Source organism: Streptococcus oralis (assembly GCF_023110055.1).
GTDB classification, from domain to species: Bacteria; Bacillota; Bacilli; order Lactobacillales; family Streptococcaceae; genus Streptococcus; species Streptococcus oralis_BY.
This window is the reverse complement of sequence record NZ_JALDVG010000001.1, coordinates 265,640-290,125: the sequence shown is the minus strand read 5'-3', so window position 1 is coordinate 290,125 and position 24,486 is coordinate 265,640. Positions and strand designations below refer to the sequence as shown.

The 24,486-nt window shown below is 39.9% G+C and carries 26 protein-coding genes; 2 read left to right on the top strand and 24 right to left on the bottom strand.

Annotation, left to right across the window (positions count from 1 at the left end; translation table 11 throughout):
- Positions 1–199: 199 nt before the first annotated feature.
- The 16 genes from M1G01_RS01375 to M1G01_RS01300 form a co-directional block, all read right to left on the bottom strand.
- Complete coding sequence (locus M1G01_RS01375) at positions 200–1,504, bottom strand: RsmF rRNA methyltransferase first C-terminal domain-containing protein (RefSeq protein ID WP_247930973.1); 1,305 nt, start codon at positions 1,502–1,504, stop codon at positions 200–202.
- Positions 1,505–2,278, bottom strand: coding sequence for an inositol monophosphatase family protein (locus M1G01_RS01370; protein WP_000448244.1), 774 nt, complete (start codon positions 2,276–2,278; stop codon positions 1,505–1,507).
- Complete coding sequence (locus M1G01_RS01365; RefSeq protein ID WP_001041963.1) at positions 2,268–2,546, bottom strand: UPF0223 family protein; 279 nt, start codon at positions 2,544–2,546, stop codon at positions 2,268–2,270. Before M1G01_RS01365 ends, M1G01_RS01370 begins: the two co-directional genes overlap by 11 nt.
- Entirely contained in the window at positions 2,547–2,948 is a 402-nt protein-coding gene (locus M1G01_RS01360; RefSeq protein WP_000631261.1) for a Spx/MgsR family RNA polymerase-binding regulatory protein, read from the bottom strand.
- A gap of 220 nt (positions 2,949–3,168) precedes the next feature.
- Positions 3,169–3,786 carry a TIGR01906 family membrane protein gene (locus tag M1G01_RS01355; RefSeq protein WP_247930972.1) on the bottom strand — a complete coding sequence of 206 codons (618 nt, stop codon included), beginning with the start codon at positions 3,784–3,786 and terminating at the stop codon, positions 3,169–3,171.
- Complete coding sequence (locus M1G01_RS01350; protein ID WP_247930971.1) at positions 3,776–4,549, bottom strand: TIGR01457 family HAD-type hydrolase; 774 nt, start codon at positions 4,547–4,549, stop codon at positions 3,776–3,778. The genes M1G01_RS01355 and M1G01_RS01350 overlap by 11 nt, the downstream gene beginning before the upstream one ends.
- A gap of 10 nt (positions 4,550–4,559) precedes the next feature.
- Positions 4,560–5,297 (bottom strand): acyl-[acyl-carrier-protein] thioesterase, encoded by a 738-nt coding sequence (locus tag M1G01_RS01345; protein WP_247930970.1) that lies wholly within the window; start codon positions 5,295–5,297, stop codon positions 4,560–4,562.
- Positions 5,298–5,301: 4 nt separating this feature from the next.
- The gene (gene hemW / locus M1G01_RS01340; RefSeq protein ID WP_247930969.1) at positions 5,302–6,432 is read right to left on the bottom strand and encodes a radical SAM family heme chaperone HemW; all 1,131 of its coding nucleotides are present in this window, start codon (positions 6,430–6,432) and stop codon (positions 5,302–5,304) included.
- A 73-nt stretch (positions 6,433–6,505) separates the two neighbouring features.
- The gene (locus tag M1G01_RS01335; protein WP_000517390.1) at positions 6,506–6,904 is read right to left on the bottom strand and encodes a YtxH domain-containing protein; all 399 of its coding nucleotides are present in this window, start codon (positions 6,902–6,904) and stop codon (positions 6,506–6,508) included.
- 15 nt (positions 6,905–6,919) lie between these two features.
- Positions 6,920–7,303 (bottom strand): DUF948 domain-containing protein, encoded by a 384-nt coding sequence (locus M1G01_RS01330; RefSeq protein WP_049505541.1) that lies wholly within the window; start codon positions 7,301–7,303, stop codon positions 6,920–6,922.
- Positions 7,304–8,092: a prolipoprotein diacylglyceryl transferase gene (gene lgt / locus M1G01_RS01325; protein ID WP_247930968.1), complete on the bottom strand. Its 789-nt coding sequence runs from the start codon at positions 8,090–8,092 to the stop codon at positions 7,304–7,306. It abuts the gene before it with no gap.
- Positions 8,085–9,020 carry an HPr(Ser) kinase/phosphatase gene (hprK, locus tag M1G01_RS01320; RefSeq protein WP_000115192.1) on the bottom strand — a complete coding sequence of 312 codons (936 nt, stop codon included), beginning with the start codon at positions 9,018–9,020 and terminating at the stop codon, positions 8,085–8,087. Before hprK ends, lgt begins: the two co-directional genes overlap by 8 nt.
- Positions 9,021–9,156: 136 nt before the next feature.
- On the bottom strand, positions 9,157–10,119 hold the full coding sequence (locus M1G01_RS01315; protein WP_247930967.1) for a hypothetical protein: 963 nt from the start codon (positions 10,117–10,119) through the stop codon (positions 9,157–9,159).
- A gap of 64 nt (positions 10,120–10,183) precedes the next feature.
- The gene (gene rpsU / locus M1G01_RS01310) at positions 10,184–10,360 is read right to left on the bottom strand and encodes a 30S ribosomal protein S21 (RefSeq protein ID WP_000048054.1); all 177 of its coding nucleotides are present in this window, start codon (positions 10,358–10,360) and stop codon (positions 10,184–10,186) included.
- Between the two features lie 140 nt (positions 10,361–10,500).
- Positions 10,501–10,812, bottom strand: a complete 312-nt coding sequence (locus M1G01_RS01305; RefSeq protein ID WP_125391192.1) for a hypothetical protein — start codon at positions 10,810–10,812, stop codon at positions 10,501–10,503.
- A gap of 154 nt (positions 10,813–10,966) precedes the next feature.
- Positions 10,967–11,674 (bottom strand): glucosamine-6-phosphate deaminase, encoded by a 708-nt coding sequence (locus tag M1G01_RS01300; protein ID WP_000864607.1) that lies wholly within the window; start codon positions 11,672–11,674, stop codon positions 10,967–10,969.
- Positions 11,675–11,819: 145 nt separating this feature from the next.
- On the opposite strand from M1G01_RS01300, the gene queA reads away from it, so the two are divergent.
- Positions 11,820–12,848, top strand: coding sequence for a tRNA preQ1(34) S-adenosylmethionine ribosyltransferase-isomerase QueA (gene queA / locus M1G01_RS01295; RefSeq protein ID WP_125384732.1), 1,029 nt, complete (start codon positions 11,820–11,822; stop codon positions 12,846–12,848).
- 39 nt (positions 12,849–12,887) lie between these two features.
- Here the strand turns inward: queA and M1G01_RS01290 are convergent, their stop codons facing one another.
- From M1G01_RS01290 to mnmL, 5 genes are read right to left on the bottom strand one after another with little or no spacing between them, the layout of a single operon-like run.
- Positions 12,888–13,748 (bottom strand): YihY/virulence factor BrkB family protein, encoded by an 861-nt coding sequence (locus M1G01_RS01290; protein WP_000759519.1) that lies wholly within the window; start codon positions 13,746–13,748, stop codon positions 12,888–12,890.
- Between the two features lie 29 nt (positions 13,749–13,777).
- The gene (locus tag M1G01_RS01285) at positions 13,778–15,832 is read right to left on the bottom strand and encodes a cation:proton antiporter (protein WP_247930966.1); all 2,055 of its coding nucleotides are present in this window, start codon (positions 15,830–15,832) and stop codon (positions 13,778–13,780) included.
- Between the two features lie 11 nt (positions 15,833–15,843).
- A complete protein-coding gene (locus M1G01_RS01280; protein WP_000361094.1) occupies positions 15,844–16,098 on the bottom strand; it encodes a hypothetical protein in 255 nt (84 codons plus the stop codon).
- Complete coding sequence (gene mnmM / locus M1G01_RS01275; RefSeq protein WP_247930965.1) at positions 16,091–16,648, bottom strand: tRNA 5-(aminomethyl)-2-thiouridylate-methyltransferase MnmM; 558 nt, start codon at positions 16,646–16,648, stop codon at positions 16,091–16,093. The genes M1G01_RS01280 and mnmM overlap by 8 nt, the downstream gene beginning before the upstream one ends.
- Positions 16,632–17,588, bottom strand: a complete 957-nt coding sequence (mnmL, locus tag M1G01_RS01270) for a tRNA modification radical SAM protein MnmL/YtqA (RefSeq protein ID WP_247930964.1) — start codon at positions 17,586–17,588, stop codon at positions 16,632–16,634. Before mnmL ends, mnmM begins: the two co-directional genes overlap by 17 nt.
- A gap of 91 nt (positions 17,589–17,679) precedes the next feature.
- Here mnmL and M1G01_RS01265 point away from each other — a divergent pair, with 91 nt between their 5' ends.
- Positions 17,680–18,039 carry a DUF3397 domain-containing protein gene (locus M1G01_RS01265; protein ID WP_247930963.1) on the top strand — a complete coding sequence of 120 codons (360 nt, stop codon included), beginning with the start codon at positions 17,680–17,682 and terminating at the stop codon, positions 18,037–18,039.
- An 81-nt stretch (positions 18,040–18,120) separates the two neighbouring features.
- Here the strand turns inward: M1G01_RS01265 and M1G01_RS01260 are convergent, their stop codons facing one another.
- The 3 genes from M1G01_RS01260 to M1G01_RS01250 all read right to left on the bottom strand — a co-directional run.
- Positions 18,121–18,861: a class I SAM-dependent methyltransferase gene (locus M1G01_RS01260; RefSeq protein WP_247930962.1), complete on the bottom strand. Its 741-nt coding sequence runs from the start codon at positions 18,859–18,861 to the stop codon at positions 18,121–18,123.
- Positions 18,862–19,067: 206 nt separating this feature from the next.
- Positions 19,068–23,405 carry a Cna B-type domain-containing protein gene (locus M1G01_RS01255; RefSeq protein ID WP_247930961.1) on the bottom strand — a complete coding sequence of 1,446 codons (4,338 nt, stop codon included), beginning with the start codon at positions 23,403–23,405 and terminating at the stop codon, positions 19,068–19,070.
- A 592-nt stretch (positions 23,406–23,997) separates the two neighbouring features.
- The coding region (locus M1G01_RS01250) for a prealbumin-like fold domain-containing protein (protein ID WP_000326117.1) at positions 23,998–24,486 on the bottom strand (489 nt) is incomplete at its 5' end.

Genomic DNA, 24,486 nt, shown 5'->3' with positions numbered 1-24,486 from the left:
TTGAACATAATGATAAATGTTCTGATTTCTTCCGTTTGTCCTGATCATCCAATTATCATCAATGATTGTCCCACTTTATTTTATCTAGTCATTCTTAGGAGCGGACAATTCCATCGTATAATATAAGTAATAATGAAAGACTATCAGAAAAAACTCATACTTCCACTATAACATAGAATAGGCTCTTTGACTAGCTTTTTCACCTGAATCTAAGCCCTTTTGGATAATAATTTTTTAAAATATTTCCAGTCACCTTTGCAAAGCCCAAACCATTGCCTTGAACCAAAACTTGATACCAGCCATTTGGTAGACTTTCAGCTAGTTGAACTGTTTCCCCAGCCACATATTTTACAAAGTCCTCATCCTTGATTTCAACCCTTTGTTTCACTTGACTTGGTTTCAAGGCTAATCCCAGAGCAAAACTTGGTTCGAAGCGTTTCTTCTTAAACGTACCCAGATGAAGTCCATTACGGGCAATTTTAAGTTTCCCTAGATCAGGTAGCATCTCTGGCAAGAGATAAAGTTGGTCTCCAAAAGTTTGTAAGATACCAGTTAGATTGACCTGTAAGTGTTTTTGGGCAAATTCTCGCCACAAGGCCAGCTGTTCATAACTAAGATTGGTCTTGCTGGCTTTGAATTTGGCTGCTGGATTTTCTCCCTTGAACTGCAAATGGGCAACAAACTGACCTTCTCCCTTAAAATGGTGAGGATACATCCGCGCAGTTTCAGGAAGTCCAATTCCTGCTACCATACCGTTCACATGCTCAACAGGAAGTAATTCAAAATCATAAGCATCTAATAACCAGCGAACGATCTCTTCGTTTTCCTCTGGCGCCCAGGTACAGGTTGAATAAACCAGACGGCCACCTTCTGCAAGCATGGTGACTGCATCTTCTAAAATCTCTCTTTGGAGATTGGCACATTGGCTCGGATAATCGAGGTTCCAATAGTCCATGGCATCAGGTTGTTTACGGAACATCCCTTCACCCGAGCAAGGGGCATCAAGGACAATCACATCAAAGTAGCCTTTAAAGACCTTGGCCAAGCGGTCAGCAGATTCATTAGTCACAACAACATTTGTCGCTCCAAATCGCTCCATATTTTCTACTAAAATCTTAGCACGCTTACTTGAAATTTCGTTGGAGACAAGGACTCCTTGATTAGCCAGATAAGCTGCTAGTTGAGTGGATTTTCCACCTGGTGCTGCCGCCAAGTCCAAAACCTTCATACCGGGAAGGGGTTGAGCTACCTGGGCCACCATTTGGGCTGCAGGCTCTTGCGAATAAACGAAACCTGTCACGTGCTCTGGTGACTTCCCAGAAACCTTACCATAATACCCCCAAGGTGTATTGGGAATAGCATCAGCAAACGATAACTGACTTTCTTTTAAGGGATTGACCCGAAAAGCCGAAACCGCTTCTTGTTTAAAAGAGGCAAGAAAGTCTCTTGCCTCATCTTCTAGTATCGCTTCATATTTTTCAACAAATCCTTCTGGAAATTGCATTTAGTTTTCTTTCCTTTCGTAGATATAAGACTGAATCTCTTCTTGCATCTCGATTGGCACCATCATGACAGGCTGACGCGTTTTAAAATCAGCGGGCTCACCTGATACCGTAAGAAGACGATAACCCAGACTTTCCCCTAAGATACTGGCCGCAGCGTAATCCCATGGTTGCAGGTAGGTAATATAAGTCAGAAGACGACCACATAAAACCTTGGCAAAACTAATAGCCGCACTGCCATAGACACGGACTCCCAACGCTGCTCGACCCAAATCCGCCAAGCCCCACTCATTGCTTTCAAACATACCTGAGTTACCGGCAACTAAAAATTCTTGAAGAGGTTTCTTTTTAAAAGGCGGTAAGGGCTCATTATTGCGAAAAGGAGGAAAGGCACCACCACCATGGTAACAATCCCCTTTCATGACATCATAAATGATACCGAATTTCCCAACCCCATTCTCAAAGTAGGCCAACATCACGGCAAAATCTTCCTTCTGGGCGACAAAGTTATTGGTACCATCAATGGGATCAATCACCCAAACATTCCCCTGGCCGACTGCCGTACGCAAACAGCCCTCTTCCGCGCAAATCAAGTCTTCTGGATAAGATGCTAAAATTCTACCAACCAAGAGATCCTGAACTTCCTTATCCAAACGCGTCACCAAGTCGGTAGGTGAAGATTTTCGCTCGACCTGCAAATCTTCTTGCATGTGGGCCAAAATGTAATCTGCAGCTTCCTGCACAATCTGTTTGGCAAATTCAAATTTAGTTTCCAAGAGAAATCTTCCCTTCTCTTTTTTCTTTTGCTAATTGAACTGCATGATAGAAGGAATAACCGCTCGCTGTCTCAAATTCGCGACCTAAGCGTTTTTCTTCGCTTTTGCTCGGAACCACAGACTTAAATTTCTTGTAGGAATCTAGCAGTTTTTTAGCTTCTACCTTGTCTTCATAGGCAGCTTCAACATCATTAAAAAAAGAAAGCACTGAAGCAAGTTCTTCAGTGCTCCACGACAAATCTAGTGGGTAACTATACTGTTTGTTCATCTATCCTATACCAGCTCTCAATGTTGCTTCTTTTAGTTCTTGTTTACGGTAACTACGAGGGAGAAAAGCACGAATCTCATCTTCATTAAAACCGATCTGCATGCGTTTGGTATCTATAATAATTGGGCGACGCAAAAGACTAGGATATTGCTCAATCAACTGAAGCAACTCCGATACCGAGATACTCTCTACATCAATATCCAATTTTTGAAAAATTTTTGAACGAGTTGAAATGATGTCATCAGTACCATTTTCGGTCAAGGAAAGAATATGTTGTAATTCTTTTCTTGTTAAAGGACTAGTCATAATATTATGCTCTTGAAAGGGCACTTTATGCGTCTCTAACCAAGCCTTTGCCTTACGACATGATGTACAACTCGGCGATAAAAATAGTGTAATCATGCTTTTCTCTTCTTTTATCTATACTTGCTATTTCTATTATACAAAAAAATAAAGCGCTTGACTAGGTATTTTTAGAAAAAAAGCCTATTTTTTCATAGAAAATAGACTGTTTTCTGCAAAAATCTCCTGCTTTGCAAGTTTATCTTTAGGATAACCTAACAATAAATAGGGAGTAGAGCAACTTCTCTCGTTTTTTATTAAAAATACAGAACTTTTTCCACTATTTCCTTGAAGCTTTAACAAAAAGGAAACTAAACATTCCTTCATACAAAGCAAAGAAAAGTAAAAAGGCATGGAGAAAGAAAGTCTCTGGCAAAATCCAAATAACGGGATCCTTTGCTGGATCAAAAAGCCAGGTATCATCTCCCACAAAGAGAATCTGATGGAAAAGAGTAAAGAATTGCTCAAAACCAATTAACACTCCTACAAGGCCAATGACTAGAGGCAATAGCACTAAAATCAGAATACTTTTACGATATAGAGGTAGAAATCCTTTTTTCACAATCTTTCTAACAAAGAAATAGAAACTTGGAAGTGTCACCAAAGTGACTAGCTGAACCAAGTGGAAGAGATTTTTCACCACCGCAAAATGGTGTAAACCTGCAGCTGATGAACGAAAATCTGGCATCTCCAAGACCTGACTAAAGGGATTGGTCAGGTAATTCATTAAGATATGAAAATTGTACTGAATGGTTTCGGGCTTTAGATAGACTCGATTCGCTAAGTTCAGCCACTCAATTTCCAAAGGATAGAAAATCCATGCCAGATAAATGGTCAGTAGGATAGAAAGGGAGAGGAAAAAGAGCATACTTCCCCAAAAGGTCAGTTTAGTTTTCATCGAAATTCCACTCCGCAAGGCTAGAAACTACATGAGTTGGTGCGATTGGCAAGTCCGCCACTTCTTCTGCTTTGGTAAAACCTGTCGTCACCAAGAGCGTTGGAATGCCATTGTCAATCCCTGCTCGGATATCCGTCAGGTAATTGTCCCCAACCATGAGCAACTCTTCTCTTTTCAAATCCAAGTGCTCAACTGCCTTGTCCATAATGATCGCATTTGGTTTTCCGATATAAACTGGTTTGACCCGTGTTGCTACTTCAAGAAGTGTAATTAGTGAACCAGCACCAGGCAAGAGACCACGTTCCGTCGGGATATTGAGGTCAGGGTTGGTTCCGATAAAGTGAGCCCCCTTTTGAATGGCTAGAGTCGCCGTCGCAAATTTTTCATAATCGACTTGCCAGTCCAGTCCAACGACCACATAGGCTGGATTTTCCTTGTCTTCGACATAACCAGCCGCCTGAATGGCATCCTTGAGTCCTGCTTCACCAATGACATAGACTGTCTTTTCCAGTCCCAAGTCATTCATATAGTCAATGGTTGCCAGAGTTGCCGTGTAGACAGTTGATAGAGGCGTGTTGATATTAAAATTCTGAGCCAACATCTCTTGAACGCTCTCTGGAGTTCGGGTTGTATTGTTGGTTACAAAGAGATAGGGAATTTCTCTTTTTTGTAACTCCTGGACAAAAGCCTCACCCGCCGGAATCCGGTCTTTCCCCTTGTAAATGGTTCCGTCTAAATCAATTAAATAACCTTTATAAGCCATATCGTCCTTTCTAATTGCCTTCAATTTCTTGCCACGTAATCATAGCTTGAGCATTTATCTCGCCATCACTGATAATCTCATGCTTGCTTTCTAGTCCCTTGAGTTCATAAGCTGAGGCAATCATGCCACCTGGTCGCACTTCTTTGACATACTTGAGATTGATTTTCTTTGGAATATACTGGGTCAAAAAGTCTGCTCCCATGACCTCAAAAATCCAATCCAGATATTTGCTGTTATTAACATGACCATTCATATCCAAGTCGTAAAAACGAACATGGTAGTCTTTACTGATTGGATCTTCTAGATTTGCATACTTTGGCCCACGGATGAGTTTTTTATCAAACTCAGACTGGTAAGGCGCAACAATCTCAGGTTCGACAGCATGAACTTTACGACTGTCTCTGTCCATAAGAACAAAGGTTGCTACCATGCGAATGATTTCTTGACCTGCTTCATCATAGATAGTGAAACGGCGGTAGCAAAAAAGACGATTGTAAGTCAATGCTTCTGTTTCAATCGTAATCTCTTCAGCAAAGCGAGGCAAGCGAACCACGTCAATCGCATAATCTGTAATAATCCAGACCAGATTATAACGTTCCAACACGTCCTTGTCACTGACTCCTAGCTCAATCGATTGCATACCTGATACTTGCAGGGACAGCAAAATCACATCTGGAAGTTTGATATGACCGTTCATGTCCGCCATATCAAAAGGAATCTTCATTTTCATTTGATAAGTTAAGCCCATCGTTCTACTCCAAAATAAATCGTTCTGCTACAGTGTCTCCCAAGAAGAGACCTCTCTTTGTCATTCGGACACGATCACCGTCGATCTGCATGAGTCCTTGTTGAACCAAGTCTCTGATGATCTCGCCATAAAGTCCATCAAAGGACCGTCCAAATTTCTCCTCAAATCGCGCCATGGAAACCCCGGATTTTTTCCGGAGGCCTAGGAACATTTCTTCTTCCATCTGCTCCCTTTGACTCAGGTGTTCTTCTGTAATCCGAGCATTTCCTGCCTCTACCGCATTGAGATAGTGGCGGATAGGACCATGATTTTTATAACGCACTCCATTCACATAACCTGAAGCACCCGCACCGATACCATAATACTCGGCATTATCCCAGTACATGAGATTGTGGCGACTTTCAAATCCGGGTTTAGAGAAATTGGAAATCTCATAATGCTCAAAACCAGCTCGCTCCAGTTCTGCGATGATGTACTCAAACATCTCCGCTTCTAACTCTTCCTTGGGTAGGGGCAACTTCCCTCGTCGCATGCGGTTCATAAAGACCGTATGATTTTCCAAAATCAAGCTATAAAGGCTCATATGAGGAATATCAAGCGAGATAGCCTTAGCCACATTGTCCTTGACCTGAGCCATAGTTTGACCTGGAAGAGCGTAGATTAGGTCGATAGAAATATTGTCAAAACCAGCCAGTTTGAGACGGTCGATATTCTCATAAATATCCTTTTCCAAGTGACTACGCCCGATCTTTTTCAGCATTTTGTTATCAAAAGTCTGCACACCTAAGGAAACACGATTGACTGGCGACTGTTTCAAAACCGCAATCTTATCCGCGTCCAAATCGCCTGGATTGGCCTCAATGGTCAACTCTTCCAAGACAGACAAGTCCAAGTTTTTAGACAAGCCATCTAAGAGCAGCTCTAATTGCGGAGCGGACAGAGCTGTTGGCGTCCCACCTCCAATATAGAGAGTTCGCAACTTTTGGATATCATAAGAATGGAACTCCTCTAGCAGATGCTCCAGGTAACTATCTACTGGTTGATTCTTGATAAATACTTTTGAAAAGTCACAATAATAACAAATCTGTGTACAAAAGGGAATATGCACATAGGCGGACGTTGGTTTTTTCTGCATAGTATTTATTATACCACAAAGACAGACTTGCAGATAAAAATCACCATCTCCAAAAACCAGAGATGGTGATACCTTATACTTCAGTAATATCGATGATGATTTCTTCTTGGTCTTCAGCGACGTCTGGAGTTGCTGACTGTTCTTGCCATTGCTCCTTGAGATTGTTAAAGGTTTCCTTGGATGCTTCCGTCGCTTGTCGAGCACAGTTTTTAGCTTGGTCAAGGACACTATCAAAAGTGATTTCACCAGATTCTACTTGTTCCTTTGTTTTCAGAACAAAGTCCGTTGCCTGTTCCTTCACTTCAGTTAGTTTCTCACAAACCTGCTCTCTAGCATACTCTGGATCTTCTCTCAAATCATCTAGAAAATCCTGAGCTTGACTACAAACTTGCTTGCCCTTGTCACTCGTCAAAAACAAAGCAAGAGCAGCACCTGAAACTGTTCCTAAAAGGATAGAGGATAGTTTTCCCATAAGATTTCTCCTTTTTTATTTTTTGAAAAATTTACTTGCAACACGAAGTGCGGACAAGCCTGCACCTGTTTTGATGGTCTTCGAACCAGCAGATGAAGCCTTTTTACCTAAAACACGTGCATGTTGGTTGAGATCAGATACCGACTCTGACAAGTCAGCCACAGCTGTAAAAAGTGGATCAATCGTCGCAACTTTGATATTGATATCGTCTGCTAACACATTGACCTTGACCAACAATTCATTAGTATGATGTAAGGTAACGTTCACATCTGAGCTCAAGGTTTTGATGGTTTTCTCTGTCTCATCAATCATACGACCTGCTTTTTGAATCGTGATTGTCAAATAGACTAAACAGACAATCAAAGCAATAGCAACAAGTATATAAGCAACTTCTAACATTTATTTTTCCTCCTCTGTATGATAGAAAGGGGCTTTCTTTCGATTTTGATAAAGTATGATAAAAATACCGAGTCCGATAAGGACAACTGATAACCATTGGGAAACTCGCAGACCAAAGAACATGAGACTATCCGTCCGCATTCCTTCAATAATCATACGACCAAAGCCATACCAAATCAAGTAGAAAGCAGTGATATGACCACGTCTGATTCCCTTTAATTTTCTTCTAAAAATCAGAATCAAAGCAAATCCAATCAGATTCCAAACCGACTCATATAAGAAGGTCGGCTGACGGTAGCTACCGTCAATGTACATCTGGTCACGGATAAAGCCCGGTAAATAATCCAGACTATCTACTGCTGCACCGTAGGCTTCTTGATTAAAGAAATTTCCCCAGCGTCCTAAACTTTGGGCAATCAGAACGCTCGGCGCCGCAATATCTAGAAAGTCCCAAGTATTGATGAGTTTTCTATCTGCAAAGATATAAAGTACAATAGCTCCTGCTATCAAACCACCATAAATGGCCAAACCACCATTCCAAATGGCGATGATTTCACCTGGATTTTGCAGATAATAATCTAAGCGAAAGAGTACGTAGTATAGTCTAGCACCTAAAATAGCTACCGGAAAAGCAATCAGAATAAAATCCAAAATATCATCTGATAGAATTTTCTTTTTGGGAGCTTCTTTCATGGCAAGGTAGACTGCCAGAACCAAACCAGCTACAATACACAAAGCATACCAACGAATAGCAAAGGGACCAATTTCAAATGCGACTGGATTAATCATGTTTCACCTCATTTTGAGCGATTAGATTTGTCAAGCGTTCTTCAAATAAACGTGTCGCATCAAAGCCCATTTCTTTAGCACGATAGTTCATGGCAGCCGCCTCAATAACAACGGAGATATTGCGTCCTGTTTTTACTGGGATGCGGATACGCGGAATCGTTACACCAGAAACTTCGAGTTCTTCGGCATTGTTTCCTAGACGGTCAAAGGTCTTATGCGTATCATAATTTTCTAGATAAACTGCTAGCTGAACTTGTGAAGAATCTTTTACAGCACTCGCACCATAAAGACTCATAATATCGATAATCCCAACTCCACGAATCTCAAGTAAATGCTTCAAGATTTCAGCAGGTTCGCCCCAAAGAGTCATCTCATCCTTAGAATAAATATCTACACGATCATCTGCTACTAGACGGTGTCCACGTTTCACAAGCTCAAGACCTGTCTCGCTCTTACCGATACCACTATCTCCTTGGATCAAGACACCCATGCCATAGATATCCATCAAGACACCATGCACACTGGTACGTTTAGCCAAACGGGAATCAAGATAGCTAGATAACTCTCCAGATAAACGACTGGTTGCTGTTCGACTGGTTAAAATCGCAATCTTACATTCTCTAGCAGCCCTCAACATTTCCTCTGGCACTACCAGACCACGAGCCACGATAACCGCAGGTGTTTCAGGTAGAAACATTTTCTTCAAAACCTGATAACGGTTCTGGGCAGGCATGGCAACTAAATAGGACCACTCCTTCATCCCTAACAGCTGAATCCGTTCTGGTGTATAGTAATCAAAATAGCCCGTCATTTCAAGACCAGGTCTCATAATGTCCGCAGTATTGATTTCTTTTTCAAGCAATTCACCTTCGCCGTATACAATATCTAGTCTGAGCTTTTCAATTACTTCTCTTACTAAAACCGACATAATTTCCTCCTTCAATCGAGTTCTCCCTACTATTATATCAGATTGTAGGTGGAAGTTTCCTTTTTTTGCAGGATTTACAGTATTTATTTGATGTTGCTTGGAAAAAGATTTGACTAGGAAGTCTTTTCGTACTCTTTTAAATCAACCGAGACAAATCTACTGCAAATCGGTCAACGTCTATCACCAAGTCCCTTCCAGATTTTTCTAAGTAAATCCTTGGAAGACCTTTTGTTAACATTCTGTTTGCATCAGCCATATCTTGAGGATAGGTATAGAACTGTTGACCTTTTGGAAACTGATTTTGGACTTGCCATTCTTCAAACTCCTTCAAAAAAGTCTTATGAGACGGCATACTGACTTCTTCAAACAAGGAATGGTCAAACAATCGTACCAAACGATATAGACCATGGATCTCATCCGCAAAGCACTTATCAATCTTTTCATAGGGGTAACCTCGTCTCTGATAAGCTTGGCATAAACTTTGTAAGGACTCGCTTAATGCAACTGCATCTTTTTTTGCCAAACTTATAAAATACCGAACAGAAAATTCTTCCATACCAGTTCGTTTTTTCTTCCCTAAAAACTGTTGTGCACGCAAGAGCGACTCGGATAATCTTTCTTCATCTTGATAATAAAGAGCGTATAAAAGATTCATCACATTTTCTGGATAATAGGTTCCTTTCAACAAGGGTAAATCTTTGGAGATGAATGATGGAATGACTGAAAAATCGTTACAAGCAAAAGAGGTAAACAAGCCTTTCAAAATCCCATCTGTGTAGATGGTTCCACTTGCCAACAAACCACCTCTCAACAACCCGGTTCTTCCTGTTTGCCATAGAGCGTTGTTTAACTGCTTATAATCCCCATCTAAAAACGCAGCATAATAGGCAAAATATTTAGTATCATCTAGCAATAAGCTACTGTACAATTTTACCCTTAAAACCTTGTCAGACAATACTTTTGAATCGGTCAAATACTTTTCAAAAATTTTTTGGTTTGACTCTTCAAATTCCTTCCAATCTATCGGATCAGCACAATAACCCCAATCTTCCAAGTGATTTTCACGCATCTTTTGATATTCTTTTATATACTCTCTCATAACAATTTCTTCCTCTAAACATTGTGCAAAAAAAGACTAGACAAGTCTAGCCTTTCATTTCAAATTAGAATTTTTTACGTTTACGAGCTGCTTCTGATTTACGTTTACGTTTTACAGAAGGTTTTTCATAGAATTCACGTTTGCGTGTTTCTTGAAGAGTACCAGCTTTAGTAACCGCACGTTTGAAACGACGAAGTGCATCGTCAAGAGATTCATTCTTACGTACTACTGTTTTAGACATTTTTTTCACTCCCTTCAAGTTCAAGATCTATTCCATTTTACACGCAAAATGAATATTTGTCAAGGGAAAACCTACATTTATTCCGATTTTCCGATTCAATAATTACTTTCTTGCCTATACTTTATCAAATCCACCAATTTTTACATCAAATCATACAACTTTGTTACTGCTTGTTCAAAAGGTTCAATATATTCCCAATATTCATCAGGAAGATTCGAAATCTTACTCAAGTCATTGCTGTCAAAATGATATACCAGATGACGAAGAATTTGATTTTCAATAAAATGCAAATCCCTCATCTGATCTATACTAATAGAATCGAGCTTTTCTACGTAGCGACATAAATCAGCTAGCGACTGCGAATCAAATACTTTTTCCTCGTGTAAATAATAGAGAAAGCTTTTGTTTTCAGCTCGTATATTGTCTTTTATCAGATTATTTTCTAATAGCATACTTTCATTCTCTCCTTGTATATCATAAAATAGTAAAAATTGGACCTAACTAGATCTAGTTATTCTACCAATCTATTATACCACTTCTTTCTATTGACTCATGAAAGCTAGAAAAAAACCACTCACTCCAAAGAGCAAGTGGTTCTTGTAATTTTTATTTTTCAAGCAGGCTGAGCGCCTCAGCATCAGCGATAATAGTCACATCAGGGTGGTTTTGTAGGCTGCTTGCTGGGAGGTTCTCAGTCACTGGACCCGACACTGTTCCGGCAATGGCTTCTGCTTTTGATTCACCGTAAGCAAAGAGAATAATTGACTTGGCATCCAAGATGTTTTTAATCCCCATTGAGATAGCTTGGGTTGGAACGTCTTCAATCTTGTCAAAGAAGCGAGCATTGGCTTCGATAGTAGACTGGTCCAGCTCTACAAGGTGTGTTTGACTGTCAAATGGAGTACCAGGTTCATTAAATCCGATATGTCCATTGCGACCAATTCCCAAGATTTGCAAATCAACAGGATGGTCAGCCAAAATTTGATTGTAGCGTTCAACTTCTTCTTCAGCATTGTCCTTAACCCCACGAGGCAAGAAACTTTCCTTAAATGGTTTTTGGTTGAACAAGTTTTCCTGCATGAAGTAACGGTAAGATTGTGGATTGTCCCCATCAAGCCCTACATACTCATCAAGGTTCACACTAGTCAGATTTGAAAAATCAAGGTCACTCTCAACGATTTCCTTGTAAAACTCAAGCGGGCTGCTTCCTGTCGCAAGTCCTAATGTTTGAGCACCATTGGCCAATTTTTCCTTCAAAATCTCAAAAGCTACTTTTCCACCTTCGACTTGATTCTCAACTTTTATAACTTTCATTTTATATCCTCCATGTTTCTATATTTATTATATGGTATAGACCAATTTTTGTCAAGTGAAAACGATTTAATTTCTAAAAAAAGAGCGTCTAAACTTGAAACATGTTATAATGGATAAGATTAGAACTTAGAAAGAATAATGAAAAATGAATACAGCTGATTTTGATTTCCACTTACCTGAGGAATTGATTGCCCAAACGCCCCTTGAAAAACGAGATGCCTCCAAACTCCTTATCGTTAATCGTGAAACGGGAGAAATGCAGGATAAACACTTCCACTCTATTATCGACATGCTGGAACCTGGTGATGCCCTTGTCATGAACGACACTCGCGTTCTCCCTGCCCGCCTCTATGGTCAAAAAGAGGAGACCGGAGGTCATGTGGAGCTTCTCCTGCTCAAAAATACTAGTGGTGATGAGTGGGAAGTCCTCGCTAAACCTGCCAAACGCCTCAAGGTCGGTACTCGCGTCAGCTTTGGAGATGGTCGCCTCAGCGCTGTCGTTACGGAAGAATTGACCCACGGGGGCCGCATTGTCCGCTTTGAATACCAAGGAATTTTCCTAGAAGTTTTGGAAAGTCTAGGTGAAATGCCACTACCACCTTATATCCACGAAAAACTGGATGACCGTGAACGTTATCAAACGGTCTACGCTAAAGAAAGTGGCTCTGCTGCTGCACCGACTGCTGGGCTGCACTTTACCAAAGAACTGCTAGCAGAAATCCAAGCCAAAGGCGTTCATCTGGTCTATCTCACTCTTCACGTCGGACTCGGAACCTTTAGACCTGTCTCTGTTGACAATCTGGACGAACATGAAATGCACTCGGAGTTCTACCAACTTTCTGAGGAAGCAGCTGCCACCCTTCGCTCTGTTAAGGAAAATGGAGGTCGCGTCATCGCTGTTGGAACCACTTCGATTCGCACACTGGAAACCATCGGTTCCAAGTTTAATGGGCAAATCCAGGCTGATTCTGGCTGGACCAATATCTTTATCAAACCAGGCTATGACTGGAAGGTTGTGGATGCTTTTTCAACCAACTTCCACCTACCCAAGTCAACTCTTGTTATGCTAGTTTCTGCCTTTGCCGGTCGTGACTTAGTCCTAGATGCCTATCACCATGCCATCCAAGAACACTACCGCTTCTTCAGTTTTGGAGATGCCATGTTTATCTATTAAGAAAATCCCTATTAGGAAACCTAATAGGGATCTTTCTAATTATTCTATACCAAACTTTGGATCTTTCAAACTCTGAACACTGGCATTGATAACTGCTCCGATAATCAAAATCTTTGCAATGAGAATAAACCAGAACATCATGACTACCACGATAATAGAACTGAAAAATCGGACATCAACCAGATGATTGACATAACTATTGACGTAGACAGAAAAGATATTCAATAAAAAGATAAGAGTTAGCAAGACAAAGACACTTCCTGGTAAAACATAGCGGATTCGTGGTGCTTTTACTTTTGGAAGGAAGTAATAAATCATAACCAGAATGGCAAAGATCAAGGCATAGACCAGAGGGCCTGTAAAATCTTGCAGGTAGGAAAATAGCGGACTGTCTGATTGCCAGTAAGTTTTGAGGAGGTTGAGCAACATACGACCAAACATACTCAAAAACAAGGCTAAGGCAAAAAGAATCTGCAAGCCAAAACTAACAAGTAGACTCATCAACTGATGGGAGATAATTCCTCGACTCTTGGTCACTCCATAGGCTTTGTTAAAGGCTTTTTGGAGGAAATCCATTGATTTCGAAAAGGTCCATAGGGCTGACAAAACAGCAAAACTCAGCAAACCAGTTGATGGTTGAGTCAGAACTTCTCGGACAATCTTGGCGACCACATCATACACCGTATCAGGCAAAAATTCCTTGATCGTCAGTAAGAAATTTGAGACCGGAATCTGAAAATAAGGCAAAATATTGACCATTATCATTAGCAAAGGGAAGATTGAAATCAACCAATAGTAGGCAACCGCAACACTGGTCAACTCACTATCAGATGCTTGATAATAATGCAAAAAAGCTTTCAATAAGGGCCTGTCCATCAGCTCTTTCCACCACTTTTTCATGTTTCCTCCTCCGTCATTTTCTTCATCATCTAAGTTCTTCTGATTAAATCTAGCATATCATAAGGCAAGGTATTTGCAGCCTCTTTCAGAGAATAATTCTCTAAATTATTAACGTTTTGGCGTAGTTTTTTGGCATACTTGGCTGTTATCAGTTTAGCTTCTTCGTATTCAAAGATTGCCTTACGTTCGAGATAGTAGCCTCGTAGCATTTCATCGATATTGTTTGGCTTGATGCGATTGATAACCCGCTCAACAAAAGCACCGCTTCCGATAATGGCCGTCTCGCGTAGACGAGACTCTTGCATAAAGCTAATCAGAGAACTCTTGTAAACCCCTTTGAGGTTTTCCAAACTCTCGATAATCAGCTCTGTATTTTCCAAATACAACTCTGAAATCTGATCATAGTCAACTGCTAGTAGTTTACGAGATTCTTCATTCATCCAACTACGGAAAGTTTTGCCAAAGGTAAATACTTCATGAAGTAGAAAGCGCAGTATCCGTAAAGAAACTAGGAAATAATAAGTCACTCTAGAAGCGAAATTCCGATTGATACTCTGCTCCATGTTTTTTAGGTAACGTTGGTAAACTCGATAACCACGCTCGCTGATTCTATTTTCCTCGTAGGCTTGCTCCAAACCATCACTCTCAATACTCAAGATAAGAAGTTTGAGGGACTCCCAGTCCTCTTGGACTCTCTTATTTTCTAGACTAAGGATGAGGTTTTCAATCCGACCATGATAATTATCAATAGCTGCATAAAGAGGAAGTTTGTTCTTGTGATGGTCTAGCTCTTTTTCTAATTCTGCAGCTACATCATTCAAAATCGCAATATGCATCAAATGATCCTTGCTTTCCTCTTGTTCCTCAGATAAGTGAGGGAGGACTAGTAAACCCGTTAAAAAGCTCAGCAGTGTAACGCCTGCTACAAGGAAGAGTAACAAAGGATATTCCTGCTCCAAATGACTTGGTATGAGGAGAATAGTCGCGATAGATACTGTCCCTTTGACACCAGAGAAGGTCAAAAGAAGCATATCTTTCATGTACTTATGAATTTTTTTCTTAAGTCGACGCGTCCTCACAAAGTAAAAAACAGCAATCATGACAAAGCGGATCGCAAAAAGCAAGAAGGTCAGAACGACAACTGAAAGCAGTAAAAGAAGGGGATTGTAGAGAGAATTAGACAAAATTGGCTCTGCAATCAATTCTAATTCCATTCCCAAGAGAACAAAGACTGATCCATTTAGCATAAAGGTCACGGTGTGCCAGACGGTCTCCGTCACGGTGTCTACCTGAGCCTCAAGGAGCGTAATTTTCTTAAAGCGACTGGCCTTCAAAATACCTGCAACCACTACTGCGATAATCCCTGAAACATGAAACTCTTCTGCGATGAAAAAGGTCATGAGCGGCAAACTTAGCTCTAGCAATAGTTCACTGGCTATATCTATCGCTCGTACACTCAGTAAAAAGCTATGCAAAAAACGATTGACCATAGCCGTCACAAAACCGACTACAAAACCACCAAGTATAGAAAGTGCTAGGGAAGTTCCAGCTTGGCTGAAAGAAAACGTTCCTGTTGTCCAAGCAGCAAGAGCCATCTGAAAGGCAACCAAACCAGAAGCGTCATTTAAGAGTCCTTCCCCTTTTAGAATATTAGAAACCCGTTTGGGAAAACGAAAACGTTCAGAAAGAGATGCGAAGGCAACCAAATCTGTTGGCCCAAGTGCCGCTCCAACTGCTAAACAGGCAGCCAAAGGAAGAGTCATCCAAAGGAAGTGAGCCATGCCCCCCAAGCTTAAGGTTGAGATAAAAATCACAGGAAAAATCAGAAAGACGACAATCCGCCAATGTTTCAAAATGGACGTAATATCCGCTTCTTCTGCCTCCCGGAAAAGTAAGGGACCAATAACCATGGCCAGAAACAGCTCTGTATTGAGATGAAAGTCCGCATCGGGAACAAATAAGCCAATCCCAATCCCCAAAAGGATTTGCACAAGAGGAAGGGGCAAAAAAGGGAGAAGTTTATTGGTCGTAGTTGAAATGATTAAGACAAATAAAAATAGAATCAAGTAAATGAGTAATTCCACACAATTCCTCCTTAATCTTTTTTACAACAAGATTCAAAAATCTCCTTTTGCTCTTGGATTTTCTGATCAATCTTAGAACAGTCTTTGTGCTCAATTTTCTTCTGGCATCGTTCCATTTCAAGAGCCACTAATTTTTTCTTGATTTTAAGCATTTTTTTGCTCATATGTGCTTCGTCGAGCACTCCGACTGCTCGCTCGTGATGCGTTGACTCGACAAAATTTTGGCGCATTGCCTCAAGCTTCTCACGAAGGTATTGTTTATCCATGTCTATACCTTTCTAATTTTTCAATCATAACTAAAAACGGTGGATTATTAACTTGGTTGAGAGTCCGATAAATGGCAGCTGTATACTCTTGTTGGTTCAACTGGCTAACAAAATCCAACACAGCATCCCTCTCGGTGTCTCCTCCTTCATGACCATAGTAGATCATGATAGCAATCCGTCCTCCTTTGACAAGCAAGCGGCAAAGCTTTTCTAAGGCTTCGATAGTAGTCTGAGGTTGTGTGATGACGGATTTGTCAGCAGAAGGCAGATAACCCAGATTAAAAATCCCTGCCTTAGCTTCTGTCACAAACTGGTCTAGTGTCTCATGACCTTGCAAGATTAACTGGGCATTTGTCATTCCAGCCTGATCCAAACGCTCTTGCGTCTTCTCTAAAGCCTGCTCCTGGATATCAAAGGCAAAGACTTGCTTGGCTAGCTTGGCTAAAAAAAGCGTGTCATGTCCATTCCCCATGGTCGTATCCACTACGACATCCTCTTTTGTCACGACTTCAGCCAAAAAATCATGTGCCATCTCAAGTGGTCTTTTCATTACTAAACTCCTGTTTTACAACCTTGCATCCTTGAACACTGCCGCGGCGTCTCATTTCAGTTTCAATAGCATTTAGCACTTCCCATTTATTGAGGCTCCACATAGGACCAATCAACATATCTCTAGGTGCATCTCCTGTGATCCGATGAATAACGATATGCTTGGGAATGATTTCCAGCTGATCACAAATGACCTTGACATATTCATCCTGACTCATCAGTTGCAAGCGTCCTTCGTGGTAATCTCTTTGCATACGTGTATTGGTCATAAGATGGAGCAAGTGCAGTTTAATTCCTTGAATATCATTATCTGTGACACAGCGGCGGACATTTTCAATCATCATCTCATGAGTTTCCCCAGGCAGTCCGTTGATCAGATGGGAAACAATCTCAATCTTAGGATATTTCCTCAAGCGTTTGACTGTTTCTACATACAATTCATAAGAATGGGCACGGTTAATCAAGTCAGAGGTTGTCTCATATGTAGTCTGTAAGCCTAATTCTACCGTCACATGCATGCGTTCCGATAACTCAGCCAAATATTCGATGGTTTCATCAGGTAAACAGTCTGGCCGTGTTCCGATATTGATTCCTACTACGCCTGGCTCGTTGATAGCCTGCTCATAACGTTCCCGAATCACTTCCACCTTTTCATGGGTGTTGGTAAAGTTTTGAAAATAAACCAGATACTTTTTAACATCCGGCCACTTGCGGTGCATAAAGTCGATTTCCTTATAAAATTGCTCACGGATAGGGGCATCTGGTGCTACAATGGCATCTCCAGAACCCGAAACCGTACAAAAGGTACAGCCCCCATGAGCCACAGTTCCATCCCGATTGGGACAGTCAAATCCCGCATCAATAGGAACTTTGAAAGTCTTTTCTCCAAAAAGTTTTCGATAATAATCATTCAAGGTATTATAAGATTTCATAACTTTCATTATAACAAAAAACACCTACAATCTCAAAAGCCTGACTTTCCTACAAATTCCCTTGTTTCTCGTTTCCTTTAGTGATTTTTTATGATACAATATGGGTATGATTTTAATGAAAATAGCATCTATTTTATTATTGATATTAACCTTGGTAGTTTGCTTTATTGTCACCAAGCTTTTCGGACTTAGGAAAATAGGATTTAATTTCGCGGATTTAGCTTTTCCACTTTTGGTATTCGAGTACTACCTTATCACTGCTAAAGCCTTTACCCACAACTTTCTACCGCGACTTGGTGTTGCCCTTTCTCTCCTAGCAATCCTCCTAGTTATCTTTTTTCTCCTCAAAAAAAGAAGTTTTTACTACCCTAGATTTATCAAATTCTTCTGGAGAGCAGGTTTTCTCCTTACCCTGATTATCTACATGGCTATGATTGTCGAATTGATGATGCTCCCATAAAAACATTCCCTCAGACAGCTGTCTAAGGGAATGTTTTTATCTTCATACCTTGTTTTCTAAGCTCTACCAAGATACTTTTTCTTATTTCCTAAATGTCAAGGCGTAGAATTTACCATCCCAAAGAAGTTTCATTTCCTTTTCCTTAACTTCGCTTGGAACAGCATTCTCAATTTCACTCAAATCAACAGTAGCATCTTTAAAATAATCCTTACTAAAATGATTTTTCTTATATTGCTGATCCACATAGTCAGCCGTCTCATCTGCAATTAAAAGCTTTGTTCCTGGCTTCGCCACTCGTAGCATTTCCTGCATAGCCTTGGCCTTATCATTGAAAAAATTGATTCCGCCAATATGGTAGACAATGTCAAAACTATTATCCGCAAAGGGTAAATCCTCCGCGCAAGCATGGAAAAGTTGCAAATTAGTCTTTTTAGCGCAAGATTTCTGGCATTTTTCTAGCATACTGATAGAAATATCTACCCCTACAAAGTCTAAACTTTTCAGGTCAATTGTCTCAGGGATATAACGGAGGTCTTGACCAGTCCCGATAGAGACATAAAGAACTGATAAATTATCTTTCCATTCTATTTCCTCCATCAGATCCCTTCTCAACTTATCAATCGCCTTGCCGTGGAGAAGTGGTCCTATCCATTTCTCACTCATATCATACCAACGAGCCATACGGTTATACATGGTCATGTATTTAGCATTATCTCCAGATAGATAATCTGGATTAAGAGACAGATAGATAGCCCCTTCTTTTTGAAAATTTTCTACCTCCAAACCTGACTTCAATTTATCTTGTAATCTTGTTTCAATCATATGCAACATCTCCTTTTCTATTTGTCACCTATTATAGTGGAATTCATCGCAAAAACAATAGCTTTTTAGTAAGTGGCAACTATCCACTTGTATCTGGTAGTAGAACCAGGGTTAGTTACAAAAAAACAAGTGCCAATTTCCATTGACACTTGTTTCCACTTTTAAACTGTCTTGCAAAATTTTGTGAAAGATACCGTTTAAAAAACTTAATCTTCTTTTTTGCGTCTTGCCAAGAATCCTGTTCCCAATCCAAGAAGGGCGATTCCAGCTACTAGAGCCACTTGGTTAGACTTGCTTCCTGTATTAGGCAATTCCCCACCTTTTTTAGGCTTACCTGGTTCATTTGGTTTGCCAGGTGTTGGTTTTTCAGGAGTGTGCGTATTTGTAATGTTGTAACCTTCTACTGAAGCTGTATAACCATCTGGAACATTCACTTCTTCAACAGTGTAGGCAATCTCCTTACCTTCTTGATAACGATCAAGATCTGTAAATTCATAAGTCCAACCACTTGCTTCTGAAGCTATTGCAGTTTTACCAGTATCTTTACCATTGGCAAATAGTTTAACTGTAATAGATGCTGGGCGAGCGTCTTTATGGTTTTCATCACCTTTCCAGATTTTCTTACCTTTTACAGATGTTTTCTCTGGTGTATGAGTGTTGGTCACATTCATACCAGTTTCAGTAGCTGTGTAACCTGTAGGAACACCAACTTCTTTGACTGTGTACTCGATTGGCTTACCATTTTGGTAACGGTCCAGATTAGTAAATTCATACTTCCAGCCTGTTTCCGCTGTGGCTGTAGCTTCTTGGCCAGTTTCTTTACCATTCGCAAGTAACTTCACTGTGATAGATGCTGGACGGATACGATCTTGGTCGTTATTGTCAATCCAAGTCTTTTGTCCACTTACAGCAATTTTTTCTGGTGTATATTCATTGGTAATGGTGTACTTACCTTCTTTTTCTGTTGTGATTGTTGAAGTATATCCTTTCACAACCACTTCTTTGACAGTATACTTGATTAGTTTACCATTTTCATACTTAGGAAGTGCTTTTGATTCGAACTTCCAACCAGTTGCTTCTGATACTTCAATTTCTTGAACAACTTCTTTATCGTTTTTAAGAATTTGAACTTTCACAGATGTTGTACGTTTTCCGTCTTGGTTGTTGTTATCTTTCCACACCTTAGTTCCTGAAAGGATAACTGTATCTGGATTGTGAGTGTTAGTCACTACTTGACCAGTTACAGAGGCTTCATAGCCAGCTGGCACGTCTACTTCCTTGATAGAGTAAGTGATTTCTTTACCAGCTTCGTATTGTGGAAGATTTGTGAATGATGCTACCCAAGTGTTAGCGTCTGTCTTATCCTTAGCAGTCAAGGTCAATTTCTTACCTTCAACGGCTACTGGATCAGCAGCTCCTACTTTTTTGTAAAGTTGAACCGTTACGGACTCAGGACGTTTGCCGTCTTGGTTGTTCGCATCGTTCCATACTTTTGTTACCTTGTAGTCAATTGCTTTTGGAGCATATTTGTTTGTGATGGTAAAGTCTGTAATAGTTGATTCGTATTCGGCTACGGCTTCTTCTGTTACAGTGTATTTGATTTTTTTACCAGCTTTATATTTTGCTAATTTCATGAATTCGACAGTCCAAGTTCCGTCCGCGGCTGCTTGAACTTCTTTCGAATCGACTTTCTGACCGTCTGCTAAAAGATTGATTGTAATCTTGGTTGGACGTTTGCCGTCTTGGTTATTCGCGTCATCCCAGTTCTTAGTTGCTTTTACATCAACTGTTTCTGGAGAATAGCTATTTGTGATAGTGAATCCTGATGCAGCGTCACCAGTAACCTTAGAAGTGTAACCAGTAACAGTTACTTCTACTACAGTATACTTGATAGGTGTTCCGCCTTTATCAGCATCAAGGTTTGTGAAGCTTCCAGCCCAACCGTTTGCTTCAGTCAATGTAAGTGTTTCACCAGTGTCTTGACCGTCTGCAAGCAATTTAACTGTGACAGAAGTTGGACGTTTACCGTCTTGGTTGTTCTCATCCTTCCATACTTTCTTCACAGGAACTTCAGTTTTCGCTGGAGTGTAAGTGTTCTCGAATGCTTTTTCATCGTCGTAAGCAACAGTTGCTTCAAGGCCACCTTTACCATTGTCCGTTACAGTAACTGTAGCTGTGATTGTTTTCGTGTCGTACGTGATTCCTGTAGCAGTACCAGCTTTTTCAGCAATCTTGTAAGTGAAAGTTCCAGCTTTATCGAATTCCAAGGCTGAGAACTTAACGTTTCCATCTTTGTCATTCTTGACTGTTTCTTTCACATTACCATCTTGGTCTGTCAAAGTAAATTCAAACTCATCAGCTTTCAACTCACGACCAGTAAGTGTTTTCTTAACTGCAAGAGTAGCTGGAGTTTTTGAAGCTCCGTAGCTGTTGTTGAATTCTTTGTCCGCTGGGTAAGTTACATTGGCGGTAAGATTTCCTTCACCATCGTCTGTAACTTCTACTGTGACTTTCACTTCGAGACTATCGTATGTTACACCGTCAATAGTTTGGCCAGCATTTGTTTCAACGATAGTGTACTTGTATGTACCAGCTTTAGTATATTCAAGTGGAGCAAATGTAACCTTACCGTCGGCAGTGTTCTTCACTTTTTGAACTTCTGAACCATCTGCGTCGTTCTTCAATACAAACTCAAACTCATCAGCTTTCAAGGTACGACCGGTAAGAACTTTTGTTACTTCAATAGGAGCTGAAGTTTTCTTAGGAGTATAAGTATTTTCAAACGTATTGTCATCATTTTCGTATGTGACTACCGTCTTCAATTTACTTGTACCAGTTTCAGATGTAACCTTAACATTTGCAACTACGGGATTGACATCATAAGTCACACCTTTATCTGTAGTACCAGCTTTCTTTTCAACAATGCGATAAGTGTACTCTCCTACTGCATCAAATGATAACTCTGCAAACTTGATACTTCCATCCGCCGCATTCTTAACGGTTTCAACTTCAGTCTTACCATCTGGTCCAATTAAGGTAAACTCATATTCACCTTCTTTAAGCTCCCGACCAATCATCTTCTTATTTGCTTGAATCTGAGCTTTAACTTTATTGCGTTTGTTTGTGACTGTTCGAATTGCACCGTCTTTTCCTACAGTCATCTCAAATGGAGTAGGATTCAACTCATATCCCTCAGGAGCCTCAATCTCGGTTACCGTAAAGTTCCCTTTCTTGATATCACTCTCTGAGTAAATAGATGATTCAGCAATTCCGTCATCATTTGTCGTTACAATTTCTTCTTTAGCCGTAGCTCCTGCCGGAGGAGTAATCTTAAATTTTGCTCCTTTTAGACGGTCATGAGTCAGCTCGTCGACCTTGTAAAGAATGATACGGTAACCTGTTTCTAACTGAATTGTACCGCCAGAAGCAACGACTGAGTTTCCGATTTGCTTAACGACTGTCTTATTACTATAGTCGTCATATGTTAGAATCTGGTCATCACCCTTCATTTCAGCATTGTTTTGGACTTGCGTGCCATCAGCTGGAGCACTTGTTTTATAATTAATTCGAAATGCTGCTGGTTTCCCGTTCTTCGCAAGAATTGAAGATGCATTGTTAATTGTTAAAGTAAATTCTGTGTAAGAATCATTCCATTTTACTTGGTAATCCTTACCAGCTTCTAAAACCACCTCATCTTTAAAGTAATAAGATTTATCGTACCAACCTGCCGTAACTTTAAATGTTTCAGGAATCATCTGCATCGGTGAGGCATTTGGGTCAACCCAGTCATGAATTTCAATTTTGTTATAGGCAGCTTGTTTAGGATTAGCTCGAACATACCAACTGTGTAAATATTGTCCACTCTTATTTAGAGCACTAGATGTCCAATCCTCTTTGTAAATCAGACCATGATACTTACTGAAATTAGCACGTCCAATTCCTTCAGAATAATCAGAGGCTTCCCCTTTTTTGACCTTAATTTGATGGGTAATTTCATTTATAGTTTCCGTCTTATCAAAACGGAGCGTTTCATTGCTTAATTCATTTTTAGAACTAAAACCAACAAAGAAATTTCCTTTAACGTTTTGGACTTGATAGCCACCTTTTTTCTCAAGATAGGTTTTCAGATTTTTTAATGTAATAGTCGCCTTACCACCATTATTATCCCCGTTTGATACAATTTGAGTTTCTCCGATAACGAGATCTGTTTCCTTATCTTTTAAATCAAAAGTTTCATTTCTAACAGTTAAAGGGCTCGGAACAGTAAAGGTAAAGGTATCACCGTCCTCTAATTTACCATCATAGGCGCTCAAATCGTAATCAACAGTGAATTTATAATTTGAGTAGTTATGATGTTCAGGAGAAAGTGTATAAACACCATTCGCATCTGGTTTTATAAACTTACCATTATCAACCTCCCAAATTCCAATATTACTGATAACGTTCTTCAGTTCCTTTGCTTGAACTGAATTTGGAGCAAAGATTATCCCTAGCAAACAGGCCAGAGAAGTTAGGATGGGTAACCAAAATTTCTTGTTCTTCATAATCTTCCTTTCTAAATTACCGAAAACATTAAAACGACAAACTATGATTATAAAATCTCAACACTCATCTCCTTTCGAATTCGTTGAAATCCATGAGGGTTATTGAATAAGTTACATCATATTAACATGTTTCATAACTATATGTGAGTGCAATATTTATCATATTTGTTCTATTTTTAATATAGAAACCTCCTTTAATTTCATTATAAAACAAAATTAACTTTTTTTGTAATATTATGAGGTTATTGCCTTTTGAAAATATTGACACAGTGTAAAATTACTGCCATAAAAATTAATTCTTTCATCACACTGAAGTTTCTTTAAGTTTAGTGTTCACATACGAACAACTTCTCTTTTAAACAAACAGAAAGAAACATCACACAAAACATTCCATTTATTTATAAGTTTGATGCACCTTAATAATTATCCAAACTATTTTATATAAGTAAAAATCAGAAGAGATTTAGCAATAGTCATACACCATACTGGTAAATAGTTTAATTTAGCATATTTCATTATTCTGAACCATAAAAAAAGACCAGGGAGTTATCCCTGATCTTTCTTTAATCTACTTATTGGCTACTAAATGAGATTAGTCTTCTTTTCTTCGTTTAGTTGCTACAAGACCTGCACCTAAAGCTAGAAGAGCTAAACCTGCTGCTAATGCAGCTTGTCCAGATTCGCTTCCAGTGTTTGGTAGGTTAGGATTTTCTGGTTCAGTTTGGTCCGTTACTACTAACTTACCATCCTTAAACTCAACCTGATTTCCACTAGCATTTACCACTGTTACAGTTCCGTCGTAGTTAACTTGGAATGTAATATCTGTTACTGCTAAGTATCCAGTTGGAGCGGCTTCTTCATGGAAAGTATATACTCCTGGAGTCAAATCAAGTACATGTGATTGATTGGCTTTTGAAGTCCATTCAGCCACAGGACTACCTGCAACTTTTTCTCCACGGAAAATTTGGATTTTTGCACCCGCGATTTCTTCACCCGCTAGATTTACCTTGCTGAAGGTGATCTTACGTGGAAGGTCATCGTCTTTGTCGGTTACAGTTACTGTTGAGCCATTTGTAACGAC